This is a genomic window from Pseudomonas sp. UBA6315 (assembly GCF_002438125.1).
GTDB classification, from domain to species: Bacteria; Pseudomonadota; Gammaproteobacteria; order Pseudomonadales; family Pseudomonadaceae; genus Aquipseudomonas; species Aquipseudomonas faucium.
This window is the reverse complement of the sequence record NZ_DJTF01000006.1, coordinates 1-15,711: the sequence shown is the minus strand read 5'-3', so window position 1 is coordinate 15,711 and position 15,711 is coordinate 1. Positions and strand designations below refer to the sequence as shown.

Genomic DNA, 15,711 nt, shown 5'->3' with positions numbered 1-15,711 from the left:
TCGTCATCCACAGCGCCATCCACGGCGCCCGCGAGGACGCCCAGTGCGTGCTGCACACCCATACCCGTGCCGGCTGTGCGGTGGCGGCGCTGGAGTGCGGGTTGCTGGCGGTGAACCAGATTTCCATGGAGTTCTACGGCAAGGTGGCCTACCACGCCTACGAGGGCATCGCCCTGGACATGGACGAGCAGCAGCGGCTGGTGGCGGACCTGGGCGACAAGCCGGTGATGATCCTGCGCAACCACGGCCTGCTGACCACCGGGCGCAATGTGGCCGAGGCGTTCCTGCGCATGTACTACCTGGAGAAGGCCTGCGAGATCCAGCTGGCGGCGCAGAGTGCCGGGCAACTGGTGCTGCCGGCGGCAGCGGTGTGCGCGCACACCGAGCGGCAGTTCAACGAGCCGGCGCGGGGGCTCAAGCAAGGCGAGTTGACCGACCCGGATGCGCTGCAGCTGGCCTGGGCGGCTTTGCTGCGGATGCTCGACAGAACGGCGCCGGATTATCGCAACTGATTCCAACCTCTGGACCAAGCAGCAAGGCCTGCTGCAGAACTTGTGGGAGCCGGCTTGCCGGCGATAGGGCCTGACTGTGCTGGCCTCATCGCCGGCAAGCCGGCTCCCACAGCGACTCTGGAAGCCCAGGGCTCAACGCAACTCAGGCACGATCATGCGCGCCGGGGCCTCGGCGGCGCGGTGCCGAGCCACCCAGTAGTAGAGCAGGCTGGGCACCACCAGGCCGATCAGCCACGACACATCCACGCCGCCCAGGTGCGCGACCATGGGGCCGGTGTACAGCTTGGTGTCGATGAATGGCATCTGCACCAGCACGCCTGCGGTGTACACGCTGATGCCGGGCCAGTTCCAGCGGCCGTAGCGGCCATCGGGGTCGGCCAGCGCGGGCACGTCGTAACGCTCCTTGGTGATGAAGTAGTAGTCCACCAGGTTGACCGCACTCCAGGGCACGAAGAACGTCAGCAGGAACAGGATGAACGACTTGAAGGCGCTGAGGAACGAGTGTTGGCCGAGCAGTGCCAGCAGGGTTGCGGCGCCGACGATCAGCAGCACGAACAGCAGGCGCTGGGTGCGGCTGATCGCAAGATTGCCCCGGAAACCGCTGATGATGGTGGCGATGCACATGAAGCTGCCGTAGGAATTCAGCGTGGAAATGGTCACCTTGCCAAAAGCGATGCTGAAATACAGCAGGGCCGCGGTAGTCCCCACGCCGCCCAGGCCGACGATGTAGGCCACCTCGCGGCCGGAAAATTCACCGCCAGCGATGGCGGCGGCGAATACCCCGAGGATCATCGAGGCCTGCGCGCCGATCACCGAACCGAGCCCGGCGGCGAGGAAGGTCTTGAGCGGCGAAGTGCTGCTGGGCAGGTAGCGCGAATAGTCGGCGACGTAGGGGCCGAAGGCGATCTGCCAGGATGCGGCCAGTGACACCGCGAGCAGGAACGAGGCCCAGCTGAAGTGGCGGTTGTCGAGCAACTGGCCGATGTCGGCGATCAGCAGGATGCGGCTGAACAGGTAGACGAAGGCGATGATGCCGAGCACGCTGGCGATCCGCCCGATCCAGTGGATCACCCGGTAGCCGGCCAGGGTCGCAAGCACGATCACCGCGGCGAAGATCAGAATGCCGGTGCTGTCGCTGACGCTCAGCAACTGGCCGATGGCCTGGCCCGACAGCACCGTGCCGGTGGCGGTGAAGCCCAGGTACATCAGGCACACCAGCACCATCGGGATGGCCGCGCCATAGACCCCGAACTGCACCCGGCTGGAAATCATCTGCGGCAAGCCCAGGCGCGGGCCTTGGGCGGCGTGCAGGGCCATGACCGCGCCACCGATCAACTGCCCCAGCAGCAGGCCGATCAGCGACCAGAACACGTCGCCGCCCAACACCACGGCCAGGGCGCCGGTGACGATGGCGGTTATCTGCAGGTTGGCGCCTAGCCACAGGGTGAATTGGCTGTACACCTTGCCATGGCGTTCAGCCTCGGGGATGTAGTCGATCGAACGCCGTTCGAGCACGGGTTTGCTGGACATTTGGGGCTCCGCTTCATTGTTTTTGTGTCGGGGAGGGGCCACGGGCGGCACGTCGCATGCGCGGCCTGGCTCTGATATGAGCATGTCTATACAAGTAGGGTCAAGTGAAGCTTGCCGGCCACGACAGCTGACTGTTACGCCAGGCTGGGCGGCAACTGTGCCGGTCCTTGGTCGGGCGATGGCCGTATGCTGTAACGAAATATGTCTAGAACGCCTGAATAAGGAAGTAGTCGCAATGCCACTGAAGGATTTGCTGATCGCCCTGGTGGTCATCGTCGCCTGGGGTATCAATTTCGTGGTCATCAAGGTCGGCCTCGATGGCCTGCCACCGATGCTGCTCGGGGCGTTGCGCTTTTTGCTGGTCGCCTTCCCGGCGGTGCTGCTGGTCAAGCGCCCAAAACTGCCGTGGCGCTGGCTGATCGCCTATGGCGCGACGATTTCGCTGGGCCAGTTCGCCTTCCTCTTCCAGGCCATGTACAGCGGCATGCCGCCGGGCCTGGCGTCGCTGGTGTTGCAGTCGCAGGCCTTCTTCACCCTGGGCTTCGCCGCGCTGTTTCTCGGCGAGCGGCTGCGCCTGGCCAGCGTGCTGGGCCTGCTGGTGGCCGCTAGCGGCCTGGCGCTGATCGGCAGCGAAGACGGCGGCCACGTGCCGATGGTGGCGCTGCTGCTGACCCTGTGCGCGGGGGCCATGTGGGGCATGGGCAACATCATCACCCGCCGCTTCGGGTCGGTGGATTTGGTGGCGCTGGTGATCTGGGGCGGGCTGATTCCGCCGCTGCCGTTCCTGGCGTTGTCCTGGTGGCTGGAGGGGCCGGCGCGTATCAGCCATGCCTTGCTCAACATCGGCTGGAGCTCGATGCTGGCCCTGGCTTATCTCGCGTTCGTCGCCACCATGCTCGGCTACAGCCTGTGGAGCACCTTGCTGTCGCGCCACCCGGCGGGCAAGGTCGCGCCGTTCTCGCTGCTGGTGCCGGTGATCGGCCTGAGTTCTTCGGCGTGGTTGCTGGGGGAGCGGCTGACCGCGGTGCAGGGGTGGGGCGCGCTGCTGGTGATGCTGGGGTTGCTGGTCAATGTGTTCGGGCCCAAGCTCGGGCAGCGCTTGAGGGCTGCCAGCGCCCAGTGAGCAGGGCTTTGTTAGACTGGCGTCTTTGCCAGGCCAATGGAGCTCCCCATGATCATTTCCACCACCAGCCAGCTCGAAGGCCGCCCGATTGCCGAGTACCTCGGCGTGGTCAGTTCCGAATCGGTGCAGGGCATCAACTTCGTGCGCGATTTCTTCACACGCTTTCGCGACGTTTTCGGGGGCCGCTCACAGACCCTGGAAAGCGCGCTGCGTGAGGCGCGCGAGCAGGCGACCGAAGAACTCAAGGCGCGGGCACGGCAGTTGCAAGCCGATGCCGTGGTGGGTGTCGACTTCGAAATCAGCATGCCGTCGGTGCAGGGCGGCATGGTCGTGGTATTTGCCACCGGCACCGCCGTGCGCTTGAAGTAGGCAAAGTGCCACTGGTCGGCTGGCGATTTGCTCGGCCGGTCAGTCTGCAAATGACCGGCTAGTCTCACTTTCACAGGCTGCGTTTCCCTAGGCAAACCCTGTTGTTGCCGGCGCAGTCGCCACTGTGGGAGACGGGGCATGAGCGAGTCCTTTTTCGAAGACATGAACGATGCGTTTCCGATCAACAGCCAGGTGCGCTGCGGCCAGTCGGCCTTCCGCCTGGGCTTCGCGCACATGACCCTGGACGATTCGGAACAACTGCAGCCGGCCCACCTGCAGCGCGCCAAGAAGGGCCGCTTCACGCCCAGGCTTCCGCCGAAAAAGTGACCCTGTTCACACAACCCCGCCCAGTGGCGGGGTTTTTCTTGTCGTTGCTTGACCCGGCTCATGGTAACGGCGGGTTGCGCTCGCCCGAGCCCGGCAGTTGTGGTTTTCTGGCGCGACATCTCAGGCAAGGAAGGAGTGAGGTTCCATGCGAGTCAGGGAAGAAACCTACTGGCAGTGGGCGGATGCGCAGTTGCACAGCCGCTGCCACGATGAAGCGTTGAGCGATGGCACCACCCTCGATGTGCAGGTGCGCCTGTCGCGGGTGGGTGCCACGCAGTTGTTCCTGGGGCTGTACGGCCAGGATGGCAGGGCATTGCTGGAGGAGTACTACCCGTCACGCCCCGGCGAAACCATGACCCGGGCATTGGTGTGGGGGGTCGACCGCGCGCGGGCGCTGGCCATCGGCGCGCTCGAAATGCCGCAACGGCAGCGGCGCCGGGCATGAAAAAGCCCGGCCAGAAGGGCCGGGCTCAGGAAGCGGTGCAATCGCTCAGTTGAGCGGATCGATCACCTTGACTGCCTGCCGCTCACGGGCGGCGGGCCATTCTTGTTGCAGGGTCTGCAGCACGCGGCCAACGAACTCGGTGTCGGCGGCGGCCTTCTTGCCGACGTAGCCCTGGCCACGGCGGTAGACCTTGAAGCGGGCGCGCATGCTGGGCAGGTGCGCTTCGAATTCATCTTCGATGGTGTTCGGCGGCAGGCGGTCGAGGCGCACTTCGCCGGTTTGGCTGACCCACAGCAAGTGGTCGTCGAGGCTGTCTTTGCGCAAGGCGAACAGCTGGGCCAGTTGGTCGATCGTAGGATTGTTGTTCAAGTTCATCATAAAGCCCCCATTACCCATTGTTTGGTGATTTTCACAGTTGGCGCCACACCATGTAGCGCACTACCAAGGCTGCTACAGCAGCATCGCAACAGGGGCTTTCTCACGCTGCCTTTTGGACAGTTCCCTCTCCACGGACAACCTGCGTTACCGCGCAGGCCGTCTGGAACACCCTTGCCACCGCTCCCGATCGGGGAACGGCTTCATCATGCACAAGGGCGATGAACGGCGTCAACCGTTTTGTAGTGAATATTTTTAGTCACTACATATTGTTCGACAATCCACTTGCGCAGGCCGGTCACTGGCCAAGGTTGGCGAGAATTCGGTAGGCGGCGCGCACCCGCGCGTCGTTGGGGTAATTGCGGTTGGCGAGCAATATGATGGCCTTGCCTTCGCTTGGAATAAACGCGGCATAGGCGCCAAAACCATTGGTCGAACCGGTCTTGTTGTACCAGGCCTGGGCGGCGGCAGGCAGGGCCGGGTCGAGGCGCCGGGTGGCCTGGGGCTCGCGGATCAGCCGCGGGCTGTTGCCATCGACCAGGGTGTCCAGCGATACCGGGTAGGGGTAGCGCTCCCAGCCCAGCCCCTGGGTCATGGCGCCCACCTGGAAGTAGCCCGCCTGGGTGATGGCCAGTGCCTTGCGCAGCGCCTGGGGCAGCTCGGCTGGCTGCACCTGCAGGCGCACGTAGCGCAGCAAGTCGCGGGCGCTGGTCTTGATGCCGTAGGCCTCATCGGCAAAGGGGCCGGGGCTGACCCGCACGGGGCGGTTCTGGGCGTCGTAACCTTGGGCATACAGGCCCTGGGCCTTGGCCGGTACTTGCAGGTAGGTGTGCTGCAAGCCCAACTGCGGCAACAGGCCCTGGCTCATCAGCTCGGCGAACGGGCGCTTTTGCGCGCGCGCGGCGAGGTCGCCGAACAGGCCCAGGCTCGGGTTGGAGTAGCAGCGCTGGGTGCCGCGCGCGCTGCGCGGCTGCCAGTTGCGCAGGAAGGCCAGCGCCTGCTGGTCGGTCTGTACCTCGTCGGGGAACTGCAAGGGCAGGCAGTCGGCGCTGTAGGCGCCCAGTTCCAGCACGCTGGCTTCACCCAGCGCGGTGCCGGCCAGGGCCGGCTGGTAGCGCCGGGCCGGGGCCTGCAGGTCGAGCCTGCCTTCGGCGCTGGCCAGGGCGGCGAGGGTGGCGGTGTAGGTCTTGCTCAGCGAGCCGATCTCGAACAGCGTATCGGCGCTCACCGGTTCACCGCCGGCCTTGCTCGCCACGCCATAGCTGAAGTACTGCGCCTGGCCGTTGGCGAACACCGCCACCGCCATGCCGGCAATGTCGTGCTCCTTCATCAGCGGGGCGATCACAGCGTCCACCTGGGCCTTGAGTGAAACGCCGGCATGCGCGGTGGCGCTGCCCAGGGCGATGGCAGTGGCGGCAACGAGCGGGGCGAGGCGGGTGAGGGGCATGCATGGGTCCTTTTCGGGATTGTGTCCGTTGAGCGACACCGGCGGGGGTTCCGGCGTTAGCAGGAAAAAACCGCAGACCTTATCGTGTGCCCCTGCACAACGACAAGACGGAAACGGTTATGAAGTATTTGCGCATGTTGTTCGACAACTTCACCCTGGCATTGCTCGGGGTGGTATTCCTCGCCACGGTGCTGCCCTGCTCGGGCGACGGTGCGGTCTACTTCGGCTGGCTGACCAACCTGGCCATCGGCCTGCTGTTCTTCCTGCATGGCGCCAAGCTGTCGCGCGAGGCGATCATCGCCGGCGCCGGGCACTGGCGTCTGCACCTGTTGGTATTCTCTTGCACCTTCGTCATGTTCCCGTTGCTGGGCATGGCCTTCAAGCCGCTGTTCGTGCCGCTGGTAGGCAACGAGCTGTACTTGGGCGTGCTGTACCTGTGCGCCTTGCCGGCCACCGTGCAGTCGGCCATCGCCTTCACTTCGCTGGCCCGCGGCAACGTGCCGGCCGCCATCTGCAGCGCGGCCGCCTCCAGCCTGCTCGGCATCTTCCTCACGCCGCTGCTGGTGATGATGTTGCTGGGCGCCAGTGGCGATACCGGCTCGGGGCTGGATGCGGTGCTGAAGATCACCCTGCAGCTGCTGGTGCCGTTCGTGGCCGGGCAGATTGCTCGCCGCTGGATCGGGGCCTGGGTCAAGCGCAATGCCCGCTGGCTGAAACTGGTGGACCAGAGCTCGATCCTGCTGGTGGTGTACACCGCGTTCAGCGAGGCGGTGGTCACCGGGCTGTGGCACACCGTGTCGCCGCAGCACCTGGCAGGGCTGTTCGCCGTGTGCGGCATCCTGCTGGCGGTGGTGCTGTTCGGCACGCGCCTGCTGGGCAAGGTGCTGGGCTTCAACCTCGAAGACCGCATCACCATCCTTTTTGCCGGCTCCAAGAAGAGCCTGGCCACCGGGGTGCCCATGGCCCAGGTGCTGTTCGTGGGCAGCGGCATCGGGGCGATGATCCTGCCGTTGATGCTGTTCCACCAGATCCAGTTGATGGTGTGCGCGGTATTGGCCCAGCGCTATGCCAGCCGCGAAGAAGCGCCTGAGCAAGCGGCGGCGCCTTCCTGAACCCAAGGCGCCTTCACGCCGGCCTCTGCACAGGGGCCGGCTAGCGCGCCTGGCCTGAGCTGCGTTCGCGCAATGCCTTGGCCACCTCGGCCTCGATTTCGTAGGCCGGCCCCTCCAGTGCCTGGTAGTCGCGCGTGTAGCGCCGGGCGAATTCCTCTACGCCCAGTTCCTGATACTGCTGCACGTGCTTGAGCTCGTGGGCCCACAGCGCCACGTTGTCCTCGGCATCGCTGGCATGGCGGAAGATGATCGTGTCGATCAGCGTCACCGCGTTCACATCGGGGTTCTGCAGCATCGCGTTGGCGGCACTGACCTGCTGCTCGTCGCCCACCCGGTAGCGCGCCGCGTCGAGCACGGCAAAGTCGTACCAGGGCTCGAGCTGGGCGCGGATGTGCAGGGGGATGGGTTGGCTGCCGCTGGCAGTGGCCTCATCGCGGGCCTGGCGCAGGGCGAAGGCCAGGCTGCTGGAGGCCATGACCTCGACGTCCTTGAGCACCTGGCCGGCCTGGCCCGGGTCGATCGGCGCGCAGAAGCACCCCATCAGGCATACCTGGTATTGCCCGGGCGGGCAGGTTTGTTCGGCCATCGCCGGCACACTGGCCAGCATCAGCACCAGCAGGCTAGCGGCTCTCATTCAAGGCCTTGTCGAAGAAGGTTCGGCTGGCGTCCAGCACCTGGGCCTGCACGCTTTCGCTGGCGAGCATGCGGCCGACCACCAGCGCACCGACACATTGGCTGATCAAGGCCCAGGCCAGGGTGTCGTCGCCCAGGGTTTCGCTCCAGGCCGCGTGCAGGCTCACCAGCCAATGCTCGGCCTGCTCGCGCACCGGCCGTTCGGCCCGGGCAATTTCCACGCCCAGGGGCGGCAAAGGGCAGCCGCCTTCGGCATTGTGCAGGTGCGCCATGCTCAGGTACTGCTGCAGGCAGCGTTCCAGGCGCTCGCGGCTGGCGCCTTTCTGGGCCAGGCGCGCCAGCGGGCTGTTACCCAGCTCCTGGCGCACCACTTCGGTGAACAGATCATCCTTGGACGGGAAGTGGTTGTAGAAGGCGCCGCCGGTCAGGCCGATGGCTTTCATCAGCCCGGCGACCCCGGTGCTGGCGAAACCGCCGCGCTTGGCCAGCGCACCGCTGCTGGCCAGCAGCTTGTCGCGGGTCTGTTGCTTGTGATCGCTGGAGTAGCGCATGGAAACCTCTGAGCGCTGGCTTGACGTTGGGGGCGATCATAACATAGCGTTCGTTTACTAAACGATCATTCACCCATGGAGACGCACGTGGCAGAACAACAAAAAGTGGTGCTGGTGATAGGTGCGGGAGACGCCACGGGCGGCGAAATTGCCAAGCGTTTCGCCCGCGAGGGCTACATTGCCTGCGTGACCCGGCGTCAGGCGCAAAAGCTGCAACCTCTGCTGGACGAGATCCGCGCGGCGGGCGGCCAGGCCCATGGGTTTGGCTCCGATGCACGCAAGGAAGAGGAGGTGGCCGAGCTGGTCGACACGATCGAGCGTGATATCGGGCCGATCGAGGCCTTTGTCTTCAACATCGGCGCCAACGTGCCCTGCAGCATCCTCGACGAAACCCCGCGCAAGTACTTCAAGATCTGGGAAATGGCGTGTTTCGCCGGCTTCCTCACCGCCCAGGCAGTGGCCCGGCGCATGGTCACCCGCGAGCGCGGCACGCTGCTGTTCACCGGAGCCACTGCCGGCACCCGCGGCGCGGCCGGCTTCGCGGCCTTCGCCGGGGCCAAGCACGGCTTGCGCGCCCTGGCCCAGAGCATGGCCCGTGAGCTGGGGCCGCGGAACATCCATGTCGCCCACGTGGTGGTGGACGGCGCCATCGACACGGCCTTCATCCGCGACACCTTCCCTGAGCGCTACGCCCTCAAGTATCAGGACGGCATCCTCGACCCCGCGCACATCGCCGACAGCTATTGGTTCCTGCACGCCCAGCCGCGCGATGCCTGGACCTTCGAACTCGACCTGCGCCCGTGGATGGAGCGCTGGTAAGCCCCGACTTTTCAAGGAGAGTGCCGCATGAGCAAGACCGTTGAGTTCTTCTTCGACCTGGGCAGCCCCGCCAGCTACCTGGCCTGGACCCAACTGCCCGGCCTGTGCGCCCGGCAGGGCGCAACGCTGAGCTACCGGCCGATGCTGCTGGGCGGGGTGTTCCAGGCCACCGGCAATGCATCGCCGGCGATGATCCCGGCCAAGGGCCGCTACATGTTCACCGACCTCGGCCGTTATGCCGCGCGCTATGGCGTGCCGTTCGGGCTGCCGCCGGGGTTTCCGCTCAACACCTTGGCCCTGATGCGCGGCGTGATGGGCACGCAGATGCACGCACCCGCGCGCTTCGAGGCGCTGCTGGCGGCGCTGTTCAATGGGCTATGGGCGCAGCGGCGCAACCTGGGGGAGGCTGGCGTGCTGGACGAGATACTGCGCCAGGCCGGTTTCGACCCCGCGCAGTTCCACGCCCTGGCGGCAGACCCTGAAGTGAAGGCCGCGCTCAAGCAGGCGACCGAAGAGGCTGTGGCGCGCGGGGTGTTCGGCGCGCCGACGTGCTTTGTCGAGGGGCAGATGTATTTTGGCCAGGACCGCCTGGACTTCGTCGAACAGGCGCTGGGTCAGCCGGCGCGCAGCTAGCGCTACCGGCAGCCGGGTATCAGAAATTGGCCGGGGTGTTGGCGCTGATGATTTCGGCCTCATCCTGGCCGATGTTCTTGAAGCTGTGGGGCAGGGTGGTGGGGATGTAGTAGCCATCGCCTGAGTTGAGGATGCTCACCTGGCCATCGACCCACAGCTCCACGGTACCGCGGGTGACCAGGCCACATTCTTCGCCTTCGGCATGCACGATCGGCTCGCCCGAATCGGCGCCCGGGGCATACAGCTCGCGCAGCATGCGCATCTGGCGCGCCTCGACACTGGCACCGACCAGCAGCATGCGCAGGCCATTGCGGCCCAGGTCCGGTTGTTCACCGGCGCGGAATACGAAACGTTCTTCGCGTACCGGTTCGTCGAAGCTGAAGAACTCCGCCAGGGTCATGGGGATACCTTCGAGCAGCTTCTTCAGGGAACTGACCGACGGGCTGACGCGGTTCTGCTCGATCTGCGAGATCGTCGAGTTGGTCAGCCCGCTGCGGCGGGCCAGCTCCCGCTGGGAGAGGTTGTTGCGTTCACGCACCAGTTTGAGTCGTGTCCCCGTGTCCATAGCCGCCTTGTAATTAGAGGTGTTAAAAATAATGGGCGACGCATTAAAACACACTCTGCACGCTTGCGCGCTGTGCTTCTCAGGCCCGCTGATCGCGCGGCATCGGCCATAGCCCGACCAGCAGCAACAGCAGCGCCACGGCCAGGAACGGCAGGCGCGGGTCGACGGCATACACCAGCGTCCCGGCCAGCGGCCCGATCACCGCGCCCATGCCTTGCGCGGCGCCAATGGAACCTGCGGTCGAGCCCTGCTCCGAGGCCTTCATGGCATTGGCCGCCAGTGCCGAGAACGACGGGAAGACGAAACCCATGCCTGCCGCCGCCACGAAGTAGCAGCCCCACAGCCATGGCGCGCTGGTGGCCAGCGAGCCCGCCGCAAAACCCAGCGCCGAGACACTGGCGCCGACCCGGATCATCTTCAGCGGTGGCCACTGCAACTGGCGCAGGATGACCTGGGACAGGATCAGCGCCACGCCGACGGTGGTCAGCGCAATGCCTGCGGTTTGCGCAGCCTCTGCCGGCCCGAGGTGCAAGCGGTCGAGGGCGAAGAAGCCGACGATGATCTGCGAAACGGTGACGCTGAGCATCGCGCTGAAGGCCACCAGCAGCGGCCGGCGCAGGCGTGGGTCGTTCAACCGCACCGGGCTCGGCGCATGGCTGTGGGCCAGGGGCTGTGGCTTGAGCTTGAACAGCAGCACCAGAAACGCCGTGGCCGGCAGCAGCGACATCACATGGAACGGCAGGCTCAGGCTGTGCTCGGCCAGCAACGCGGCCAGCGCTGGCCCCAGCACCAGGCCGACGGCGCTGGCCGCACCCAGCGAGGCCATGGCGCGGGCCCGGCGCTGGGGTTCGACATGGTCGGCGATCAGTGCGTTGCAGGCCACCGGGATGGCGGCGTAGAAGGCGCCGATGGCGCCACGGGCGAGCATCAGGCCGACAAAGGCCAGGGTCGCGCCCGGCAGCCAGTGCAAGGCGCCTTCGATGAACAGGCACAGCATCCAGTAGGCGAGGGTGAAGCCGGCACTGCCCAGCAGCAGGATGCGCCGCCGGCCCAGGCGGTCGGCGGCACGGCCCCAGGGGCGGGCCAGCAGCACCCAGACCACCCCGGCCACGGTCACTGCCGCGCCGGCTTGCCAGGTGGCCATGCCGAGCAGGCGGGCGATCGGCCCGATCAGCGCGACGAAGGCCATCATCGACATGGTGCAGGCCATGGTCACCAGCAACAGCGGGCGCAAGTCCAGGGTGCTGGCGGGAACGAAGGTGGCAGTATCCTTTGCGGCATTCATTGAGGCATTCCAGGGCAGGTCGACAGGCAAGAGTAATGAGAATGCTTGCCGGGTGTCGAGCCTGCCTGGGCAGCCTGCCATCATTCGCTGCGGCGCAACGGGCCTGGCCACATGCTGCGCAACACGCCATCCCGGCGCACCAGGGCATGCATCAGCGCAGCGCCCAGGTGCACCACGACGGTGGCGAACAGCAGGTAGCCGGCCCAGCCGTGAGCTTGGCGCAGTACCGCATACAGCTGCAGGTCGTGCGGGGCGATGGCCGGCAGTTGCAAGGGGCGCGGATAGCCACCGGCCGAGAGCATGGCCCAGCCCAGCAGGGGCATGGCCAGCATCAGGGCATAGAGCAGCAGGTGCGAGGCGCCCGCTGCCCAGCGTTGCAGAGGCGGCAGGTCGCGGGGCAGGGCAGGATGGGGCAGGGCCAGGCGCAGGCCGATGCGCAGCAGCACCAGCACCAGCAGCGCCAGGCCGGTGGCCTTGTGCAGCTCGACCAGCTGCGGGTGGCGCGGCGACAGGTCGGCGACCATGCTCACGCCGATGAACAGCATCGCAATGATCAGGATCGCCATCAGCCAATGCAGCAACCGGTGCAGCGGGTGGAAGGCTTGCGGGTTCATGGCTTGGCTCCTGTGCCGAGCGATTCGCGGCTGCGGCGGTTGAACGATTCCGAATAGGCGGCCGAGCGGGCGGCGAGGATCGGGTCGGCGGACGGTTCGATGCCGCGGGGCAGGATCAGCGGGTCGAAATTCAGGTCGCGGCAGGCGCCTTGCTCCGGGCCATCAACCTGTTCGACCACCAAGGTGCCGGCGTCGACGCTGCGCCGCTCAGCGGGCCAGGGTTTGGCCGGGTCGTCCACGGCATCGCCGGGCTCGGCCAGTACCAGGCGCAAGGTCCAGCGCAGCGGGCCCTGGGCCAGGCGTTGCTGCAGGTCGTGTTGCAGGAACTGCTTGTCGTCGACCTGGCCGGGCAGCGGCGAGAACGGGGTTTGTGGCTCCAGTTGCCAGCGCACCGGGTGGGCCGTGCCACTGCCATCGATCAGGCGAAAGGCGTTGATGCTGTGGTACTGGGTGCTGGCGAAGCTGTCGCTGGGCTTGTAGCTGGCGGCCCACTGGCGGAAGGCGGCGCTTTCCGGGTGGGCGGCGAAAAATGCCTGCATCTTCGCCGGGTCCGGCTTGCCGGTGTCGGGCACCGGGGCCCCAGCCAGTACCTGCTCGTAGAAGCCTTGCGGGTTGCTGACGGCAAGCACCGGTGGGTTGTTCATGCCGGTGCGCCAGATTTGCCCGTCGTCGGTGCTCAGCTGGATCGCCAGGCTGCGCACCGGTATGCCGGTGTCCGGCGCGAACGGGTTGGCGCCGCCGATGGCGAAGCGGCCGATCACCGGTACCCGGGCCTGGCTGAAGGCGCGCGCGGTCGACAGGCTGGCAGCCTGCCCACTGGGCTGGAAGTAGCCGCTGATGCACAAGCCCTTGGCGTGGTTCTTGCGATAGCCCGCGTAGTGCCCGGCCTGGGCCTCGAAGGTGTCGATGATGCGTTGCGGCGTGAGCCGTGGCCCGCCGACCCAGCCGGCGGCGTAGGCAAAGCCTGCCCCCAGGGCCAGCATCACGGCGCCGATGCCCGCCAGGCGCAAGGCCTTGGCGGGCCCGTGCAAAGGTGCGTTCATGGTGATCGTCCGGTTCAGTGAAGGTGGCAGTACGACGGGGCAGGGAAAAACTTATTCCATCGCCTGGAATAAATTTTGTGGCCAGGCGTCTGCCCCCTACACTGACAACCCCAAGGGCCGGTAACCTGCCATGCACGACCTGGACGAACAGCAATGGCGCGAGCTGCTGCAGCGGCTGCGCCGCTTTGCCCTGTGGCTGACCCGCGAGCCCGGCAGCGCCGACGACCTGGTCCAGGCCACCGTCGAGCGCGCCTTGAGCCGGGGTGGCCAGCAGCGCGAGGCAGAGGCGTTGCGCGCCTGGTTGTTCACCATCCTTTATCGGTTGTTTCTCGACAGCAAACGGCGTGAGCGCCTGCATGCCCGCTGGTTGTCCTGGTTCGGCCGCGCCGAGCAGGAAGAGCAGGCACTGGGCGGCAATATCGAGAACATCGTCCTGGCCCAGGCCGACCTGCAGGCCTTCGCCCGCTTGTCGACCGAACAGCGGGCCCTGCTGTTGCTGGTCAGTGTCGAGGGGCTGAGCTACAAGGAGGCCGCCGCAGCCCTGAACATACCCATCGGCACGGTGATGTCGCGCCTGTCCCGCGCCCGTGCCGCCCTGCGCGACTTGACCGAAGGCAGCCCCCAGCCGCCGGCCTTGCGGAGATTGAAATGACACGCCTGATCCCCAGCGAAGATGAACTGCACGCCTATGTCGACGAGCGCCTGGCGCCGGCGCGGCGTGCCGAGGTGCAGGCCTGGCTGGCAGCCAACCCGCAGCAGGCTGCAAGAATCGAGGCCTGGCGCAGCGATGCCCGGTGGCTGCGTGCGGCCTTGGCGGGGTTTGGCGAACAGCCGGGGGGTACGCAGCTTGACCTTGCGCAGGTGCAGCGGCGCTTGCGCCAGCGCCGCCAGCGGCGCCTGGCCTCGGCAGCGGTTCTGCTGTTGGCGCTTGGCGTAGGTGGCATGGGCGGCTGGCAGGCGCGGCAGGTGACGTTGGCAGGCAGCGAGTTGCCGATGGCCGATGCCGTGCAGGCCCATCGCCTGTTCGCCGGCAGCGAGGCGCTGGATATCCAGGTAAGCGACCCGACCCAGTTGCGTGAATGGCTTGGCAGGCATTTCAACCGCGTGGGGCAGTTGCCGGACCTTGCCGGCTACGGCTTCCAGCCTGTCGGCGCGCGCTTGTTGAGTAATGAACAGGGGGCGGCGGCGTTGCTGGTGTTCCAGGACCGCAATGGGCAACGCATCAGCCTGTTCCTGCGCTCGCCAGGCGATCGTTACCAGCGCATGCCGGATGGGCAGCGGGTCGATGGGCAACTGGAGGCGCGGTACTGGTCCCATGGGGCGTACAACTTTGCCCTGGTCAGTGCGGCTGACGATGTGCGTGGGGCGGGGGTAGGGGAGGCATTGCGGTTAGGGTTGTAGTGAGTCGAAGTGTGATTTCAAGGGCTGTCGAGATCAAGCGCGGCGCGGGCAACGCTTGACCTCTAGACATGAAGGCGCACACTCGCCGCCTTCATGCAATTTCAGCTCAGTTCCAGCCAGATCGGCGCATGGTCCGAAGGCTTCTCCATCCCCCGCAACTCATAGTCCACGCCCGCCGCCTTGATCCGTGGCACCAGGTGCTGCGAGGCCATGATCAGGTCGATGCGTAACCCACGCTTGGGCTCATCTTCAAAACCGCGGCTACGGTAGTCGAACCAGCTGAAGCGGTCGTTCACCTCGGGATGCAGGTGGCGGAAGCTGTCCACCAGCCCCCAGCCTTTCAAGCGCTCCATCCACTCGCGCTCCTCGGGCAGGAAGCTGCACTTGCCGGTCTTCAGCCAGCGCTTGGCGTTGTCCGGGCCGATGCCGATGTCGCAGTCCTGGGGCGAGATGTTCATGTCGCCCATCACCAGCACTGGCTGGTCCTGCTTGAACTGGCCTTCCAGCAACGCCTGCAGGTCGCTGTAGAAGCGCTGCTTGGCCGGGAACTTGGTGGGGTGGTCGCGGCTTTCACCCTGGGGGAAGTAGCCGTTCATGATGGTGATCGGGTTGCCGTCGGCGTCGGCGAACGTGCCCCAGATGAAGCGGCGCTGGGCATCTTCCTCATCCGTGGCAAAGCCCTTGTGCAGGCTCAGGGGGGCCTGGCGCGAGAGCAGGGCAACGCCGTAGTGGCCCTTTTGCCCGTGGTAATGCACGTGGTAGCCCAGGGCCTGCACGTCGGCCAGGGGGAACTGATCGTCGCTGACCTTGGTTTCCTGCAGGCCGATCACGTCCGGCTGGTGCTTTTCGATCAGCGCCGCCAGCTGGTGCGGGCGGGCCCGCAGGCCGTTGATGTTGAAACAGACGATCTTCATGGAAAGACAATCC

At 66.2% G+C, this 15,711-nt stretch carries 20 protein-coding genes; 10 read left to right on the top strand and 10 right to left on the bottom strand.

Translation table 11 applies throughout. From position 1 onward, the window contains the following. On the top strand, window positions 1-512 hold a 512-nt coding region (locus B3E94_RS00285), incomplete at its 5' end, for a class II aldolase/adducin family protein (RefSeq protein ID WP_286911876.1). 132 nt (window positions 513-644) lie between these two features. On the opposite strand, the gene B3E94_RS00280 is transcribed toward B3E94_RS00285, so the two are convergent. Beyond that, the gene (locus B3E94_RS00280; protein ID WP_286911875.1) at window positions 645-2,042 is read right to left on the bottom strand and encodes a purine-cytosine permease family protein; all 1,398 of its coding nucleotides are present in this window, start codon (window positions 2,040-2,042) and stop codon (window positions 645-647) included. A gap of 235 nt (window positions 2,043-2,277) precedes the next feature. Here B3E94_RS00280 and B3E94_RS00275 point away from each other — a divergent pair, with 235 nt between their 5' ends. From B3E94_RS00275 to B3E94_RS00260, 4 genes are all read left to right on the top strand, one after another. Further along, window positions 2,278-3,165: an EamA family transporter gene (locus B3E94_RS00275; RefSeq protein WP_286911874.1), complete on the top strand. Its 888-nt coding sequence runs from the start codon at window positions 2,278-2,280 to the stop codon at window positions 3,163-3,165. Window positions 3,166-3,213: 48 nt separating this feature from the next. After that, complete coding sequence (locus B3E94_RS00270; RefSeq protein WP_027916804.1) at window positions 3,214-3,534, top strand: YbjQ family protein; 321 nt, start codon at window positions 3,214-3,216, stop codon at window positions 3,532-3,534. A 138-nt stretch (window positions 3,535-3,672) separates the two neighbouring features. Further along, window positions 3,673-3,861, top strand: coding sequence for a hypothetical protein (locus B3E94_RS00265; RefSeq protein ID WP_176515834.1), 189 nt, complete (start codon window positions 3,673-3,675; stop codon window positions 3,859-3,861). A 145-nt stretch (window positions 3,862-4,006) separates the two neighbouring features. Next, entirely contained in the window at window positions 4,007-4,306 is a 300-nt protein-coding gene (locus B3E94_RS00260) for a hypothetical protein (RefSeq protein ID WP_176515836.1), read from the top strand. 45 nt (window positions 4,307-4,351) lie between these two features. Here B3E94_RS00260 and B3E94_RS00255 read toward each other — a convergent pair whose 3' ends face one another. Both B3E94_RS00255 and ampC read right to left on the bottom strand, forming a co-directional pair. After that, on the bottom strand, window positions 4,352-4,684 hold the full coding sequence (locus B3E94_RS00255; RefSeq protein ID WP_176515838.1) for a hypothetical protein: 333 nt from the start codon (window positions 4,682-4,684) through the stop codon (window positions 4,352-4,354). Between the two features lie 295 nt (window positions 4,685-4,979). After that, complete coding sequence (gene ampC / locus B3E94_RS00250) at window positions 4,980-6,128, bottom strand: class C beta-lactamase (protein ID WP_286911870.1); 1,149 nt, start codon at window positions 6,126-6,128, stop codon at window positions 4,980-4,982. Between the two features lie 119 nt (window positions 6,129-6,247). Between ampC and B3E94_RS00245 the strand changes: the two genes are divergently transcribed. Next, window positions 6,248-7,240: a bile acid:sodium symporter family protein gene (locus B3E94_RS00245; protein ID WP_286911868.1), complete on the top strand. Its 993-nt coding sequence runs from the start codon at window positions 6,248-6,250 to the stop codon at window positions 7,238-7,240. Window positions 7,241-7,280: 40 nt separating this feature from the next. Here B3E94_RS00245 and B3E94_RS00240 read toward each other — a convergent pair whose 3' ends face one another. Further along, on the bottom strand, window positions 7,281-7,874 hold the full coding sequence (locus tag B3E94_RS00240; protein ID WP_286911867.1) for a DUF4157 domain-containing protein: 594 nt from the start codon (window positions 7,872-7,874) through the stop codon (window positions 7,281-7,283). Then, window positions 7,861-8,424 carry a TetR/AcrR family transcriptional regulator gene (locus B3E94_RS00235; RefSeq protein WP_286911865.1) on the bottom strand — a complete coding sequence of 188 codons (564 nt, stop codon included), beginning with the start codon at window positions 8,422-8,424 and terminating at the stop codon, window positions 7,861-7,863. Before B3E94_RS00235 ends, B3E94_RS00240 begins: the two co-directional genes overlap by 14 nt. Before the next feature lie 87 nt (window positions 8,425-8,511). Between B3E94_RS00235 and B3E94_RS00230 the strand changes: the two genes are divergently transcribed. Together B3E94_RS00230 and B3E94_RS00225 are read left to right on the top strand one after the other, a co-directional pair. After that, window positions 8,512-9,243, top strand: a complete 732-nt coding sequence (locus B3E94_RS00230; RefSeq protein WP_286911864.1) for an SDR family oxidoreductase — start codon at window positions 8,512-8,514, stop codon at window positions 9,241-9,243. Between the two features lie 27 nt (window positions 9,244-9,270). Further along, window positions 9,271-9,876, top strand: coding sequence for a 2-hydroxychromene-2-carboxylate isomerase (locus B3E94_RS00225; RefSeq protein ID WP_286911862.1), 606 nt, complete (start codon window positions 9,271-9,273; stop codon window positions 9,874-9,876). Window positions 9,877-9,895: 19 nt separating this feature from the next. On the opposite strand, the gene B3E94_RS00220 is transcribed toward B3E94_RS00225, so the two are convergent. The 4 genes from B3E94_RS00220 to B3E94_RS00205 all read right to left on the bottom strand — a co-directional run bounded on the left by B3E94_RS00220 (window position 9,896) and on the right by B3E94_RS00205 (window position 13,389). Next, the gene (locus tag B3E94_RS00220; protein WP_176515851.1) at window positions 9,896-10,441 is read right to left on the bottom strand and encodes a cupin domain-containing protein; all 546 of its coding nucleotides are present in this window, start codon (window positions 10,439-10,441) and stop codon (window positions 9,896-9,898) included. A 79-nt stretch (window positions 10,442-10,520) separates the two neighbouring features. After that, on the bottom strand, window positions 10,521-11,726 hold the full coding sequence (locus B3E94_RS00215) for an MFS transporter (RefSeq protein WP_286911860.1): 1,206 nt from the start codon (window positions 11,724-11,726) through the stop codon (window positions 10,521-10,523). 80 nt (window positions 11,727-11,806) lie between these two features. Beyond that, window positions 11,807-12,340, bottom strand: a complete 534-nt coding sequence (locus tag B3E94_RS00210; RefSeq protein WP_286911858.1) for a cytochrome b — start codon at window positions 12,338-12,340, stop codon at window positions 11,807-11,809. Further along, window positions 12,337-13,389 (bottom strand): catalase family peroxidase, encoded by a 1,053-nt coding sequence (locus tag B3E94_RS00205; protein ID WP_286911885.1) that lies wholly within the window; start codon window positions 13,387-13,389, stop codon window positions 12,337-12,339. The genes B3E94_RS00210 and B3E94_RS00205 overlap by 4 nt, the downstream gene beginning before the upstream one ends. Before the next feature lie 124 nt (window positions 13,390-13,513). On the opposite strand from B3E94_RS00205, the gene B3E94_RS00200 reads away from it, so the two are divergent. Together B3E94_RS00200 and B3E94_RS00195 are read left to right on the top strand one after the other, a co-directional pair. After that, window positions 13,514-14,035 (top strand): sigma-70 family RNA polymerase sigma factor, encoded by a 522-nt coding sequence (locus B3E94_RS00200; protein WP_176515857.1) that lies wholly within the window; start codon window positions 13,514-13,516, stop codon window positions 14,033-14,035. Continuing rightward, on the top strand, window positions 14,032-14,784 hold the full coding sequence (locus B3E94_RS00195; protein ID WP_286911855.1) for an anti-sigma factor family protein: 753 nt from the start codon (window positions 14,032-14,034) through the stop codon (window positions 14,782-14,784). Before B3E94_RS00200 ends, B3E94_RS00195 begins: the two co-directional genes overlap by 4 nt. Before the next feature lie 101 nt (window positions 14,785-14,885). Here the strand turns inward: B3E94_RS00195 and xthA are convergent, their stop codons facing one another. After that, window positions 14,886-15,698: an exodeoxyribonuclease III gene (gene xthA / locus B3E94_RS00190; RefSeq protein WP_286911884.1), complete on the bottom strand. Its 813-nt coding sequence runs from the start codon at window positions 15,696-15,698 to the stop codon at window positions 14,886-14,888. Window positions 15,699-15,711: the final 13 nt, after the last annotated feature.

What these genes read in the sequence shown, in the direction of transcription:
- B3E94_RS00280 (WP_286911875.1), bottom strand. Translation starts at nt 2,042, where the DNA reads ATGTCCAGCAAACCCGTGCTCGAACGGCGTTCGATCGACTACATCCCC.
- B3E94_RS00275 (WP_286911874.1), top strand. Translation starts at nt 2,278, where the DNA reads ATGCCACTGAAGGATTTGCTGATCGCCCTGGTGGTCATCGTCGCCTGG.
- B3E94_RS00270 (WP_027916804.1), top strand. Translation starts at nt 3,214, where the DNA reads ATGATCATTTCCACCACCAGCCAGCTCGAAGGCCGCCCGATTGCCGAG.
- B3E94_RS00265 (WP_176515834.1), top strand. Translation starts at nt 3,673, where the DNA reads ATGAGCGAGTCCTTTTTCGAAGACATGAACGATGCGTTTCCGATCAAC.
- B3E94_RS00260 (WP_176515836.1), top strand. Translation starts at nt 4,007, where the DNA reads ATGCGAGTCAGGGAAGAAACCTACTGGCAGTGGGCGGATGCGCAGTTG.
- B3E94_RS00255 (WP_176515838.1), bottom strand. Translation starts at nt 4,684, where the DNA reads ATGATGAACTTGAACAACAATCCTACGATCGACCAACTGGCCCAGCTG.
- ampC (WP_286911870.1), bottom strand. Translation starts at nt 6,128, where the DNA reads ATGCCCCTCACCCGCCTCGCCCCGCTCGTTGCCGCCACTGCCATCGCC.
- B3E94_RS00245 (WP_286911868.1), top strand. Translation starts at nt 6,248, where the DNA reads ATGAAGTATTTGCGCATGTTGTTCGACAACTTCACCCTGGCATTGCTC.
- B3E94_RS00240 (WP_286911867.1), bottom strand. Translation starts at nt 7,874, where the DNA reads ATGAGAGCCGCTAGCCTGCTGGTGCTGATGCTGGCCAGTGTGCCGGCG.
- B3E94_RS00235 (WP_286911865.1), bottom strand. Translation starts at nt 8,424, where the DNA reads ATGCGCTACTCCAGCGATCACAAGCAACAGACCCGCGACAAGCTGCTG.
- B3E94_RS00225 (WP_286911862.1), top strand. Translation starts at nt 9,271, where the DNA reads ATGAGCAAGACCGTTGAGTTCTTCTTCGACCTGGGCAGCCCCGCCAGC.
- B3E94_RS00220 (WP_176515851.1), bottom strand. Translation starts at nt 10,441, where the DNA reads ATGGACACGGGGACACGACTCAAACTGGTGCGTGAACGCAACAACCTC.
- B3E94_RS00215 (WP_286911860.1), bottom strand. Translation starts at nt 11,726, where the DNA reads ATGAATGCCGCAAAGGATACTGCCACCTTCGTTCCCGCCAGCACCCTG.
- B3E94_RS00210 (WP_286911858.1), bottom strand. Translation starts at nt 12,340, where the DNA reads ATGAACCCGCAAGCCTTCCACCCGCTGCACCGGTTGCTGCATTGGCTG.
- B3E94_RS00200 (WP_176515857.1), top strand. Translation starts at nt 13,514, where the DNA reads ATGCACGACCTGGACGAACAGCAATGGCGCGAGCTGCTGCAGCGGCTG.
- B3E94_RS00195 (WP_286911855.1), top strand. Translation starts at nt 14,032, where the DNA reads ATGACACGCCTGATCCCCAGCGAAGATGAACTGCACGCCTATGTCGAC.
- xthA (WP_286911884.1), bottom strand. Translation starts at nt 15,698, where the DNA reads ATGAAGATCGTCTGTTTCAACATCAACGGCCTGCGGGCCCGCCCGCAC.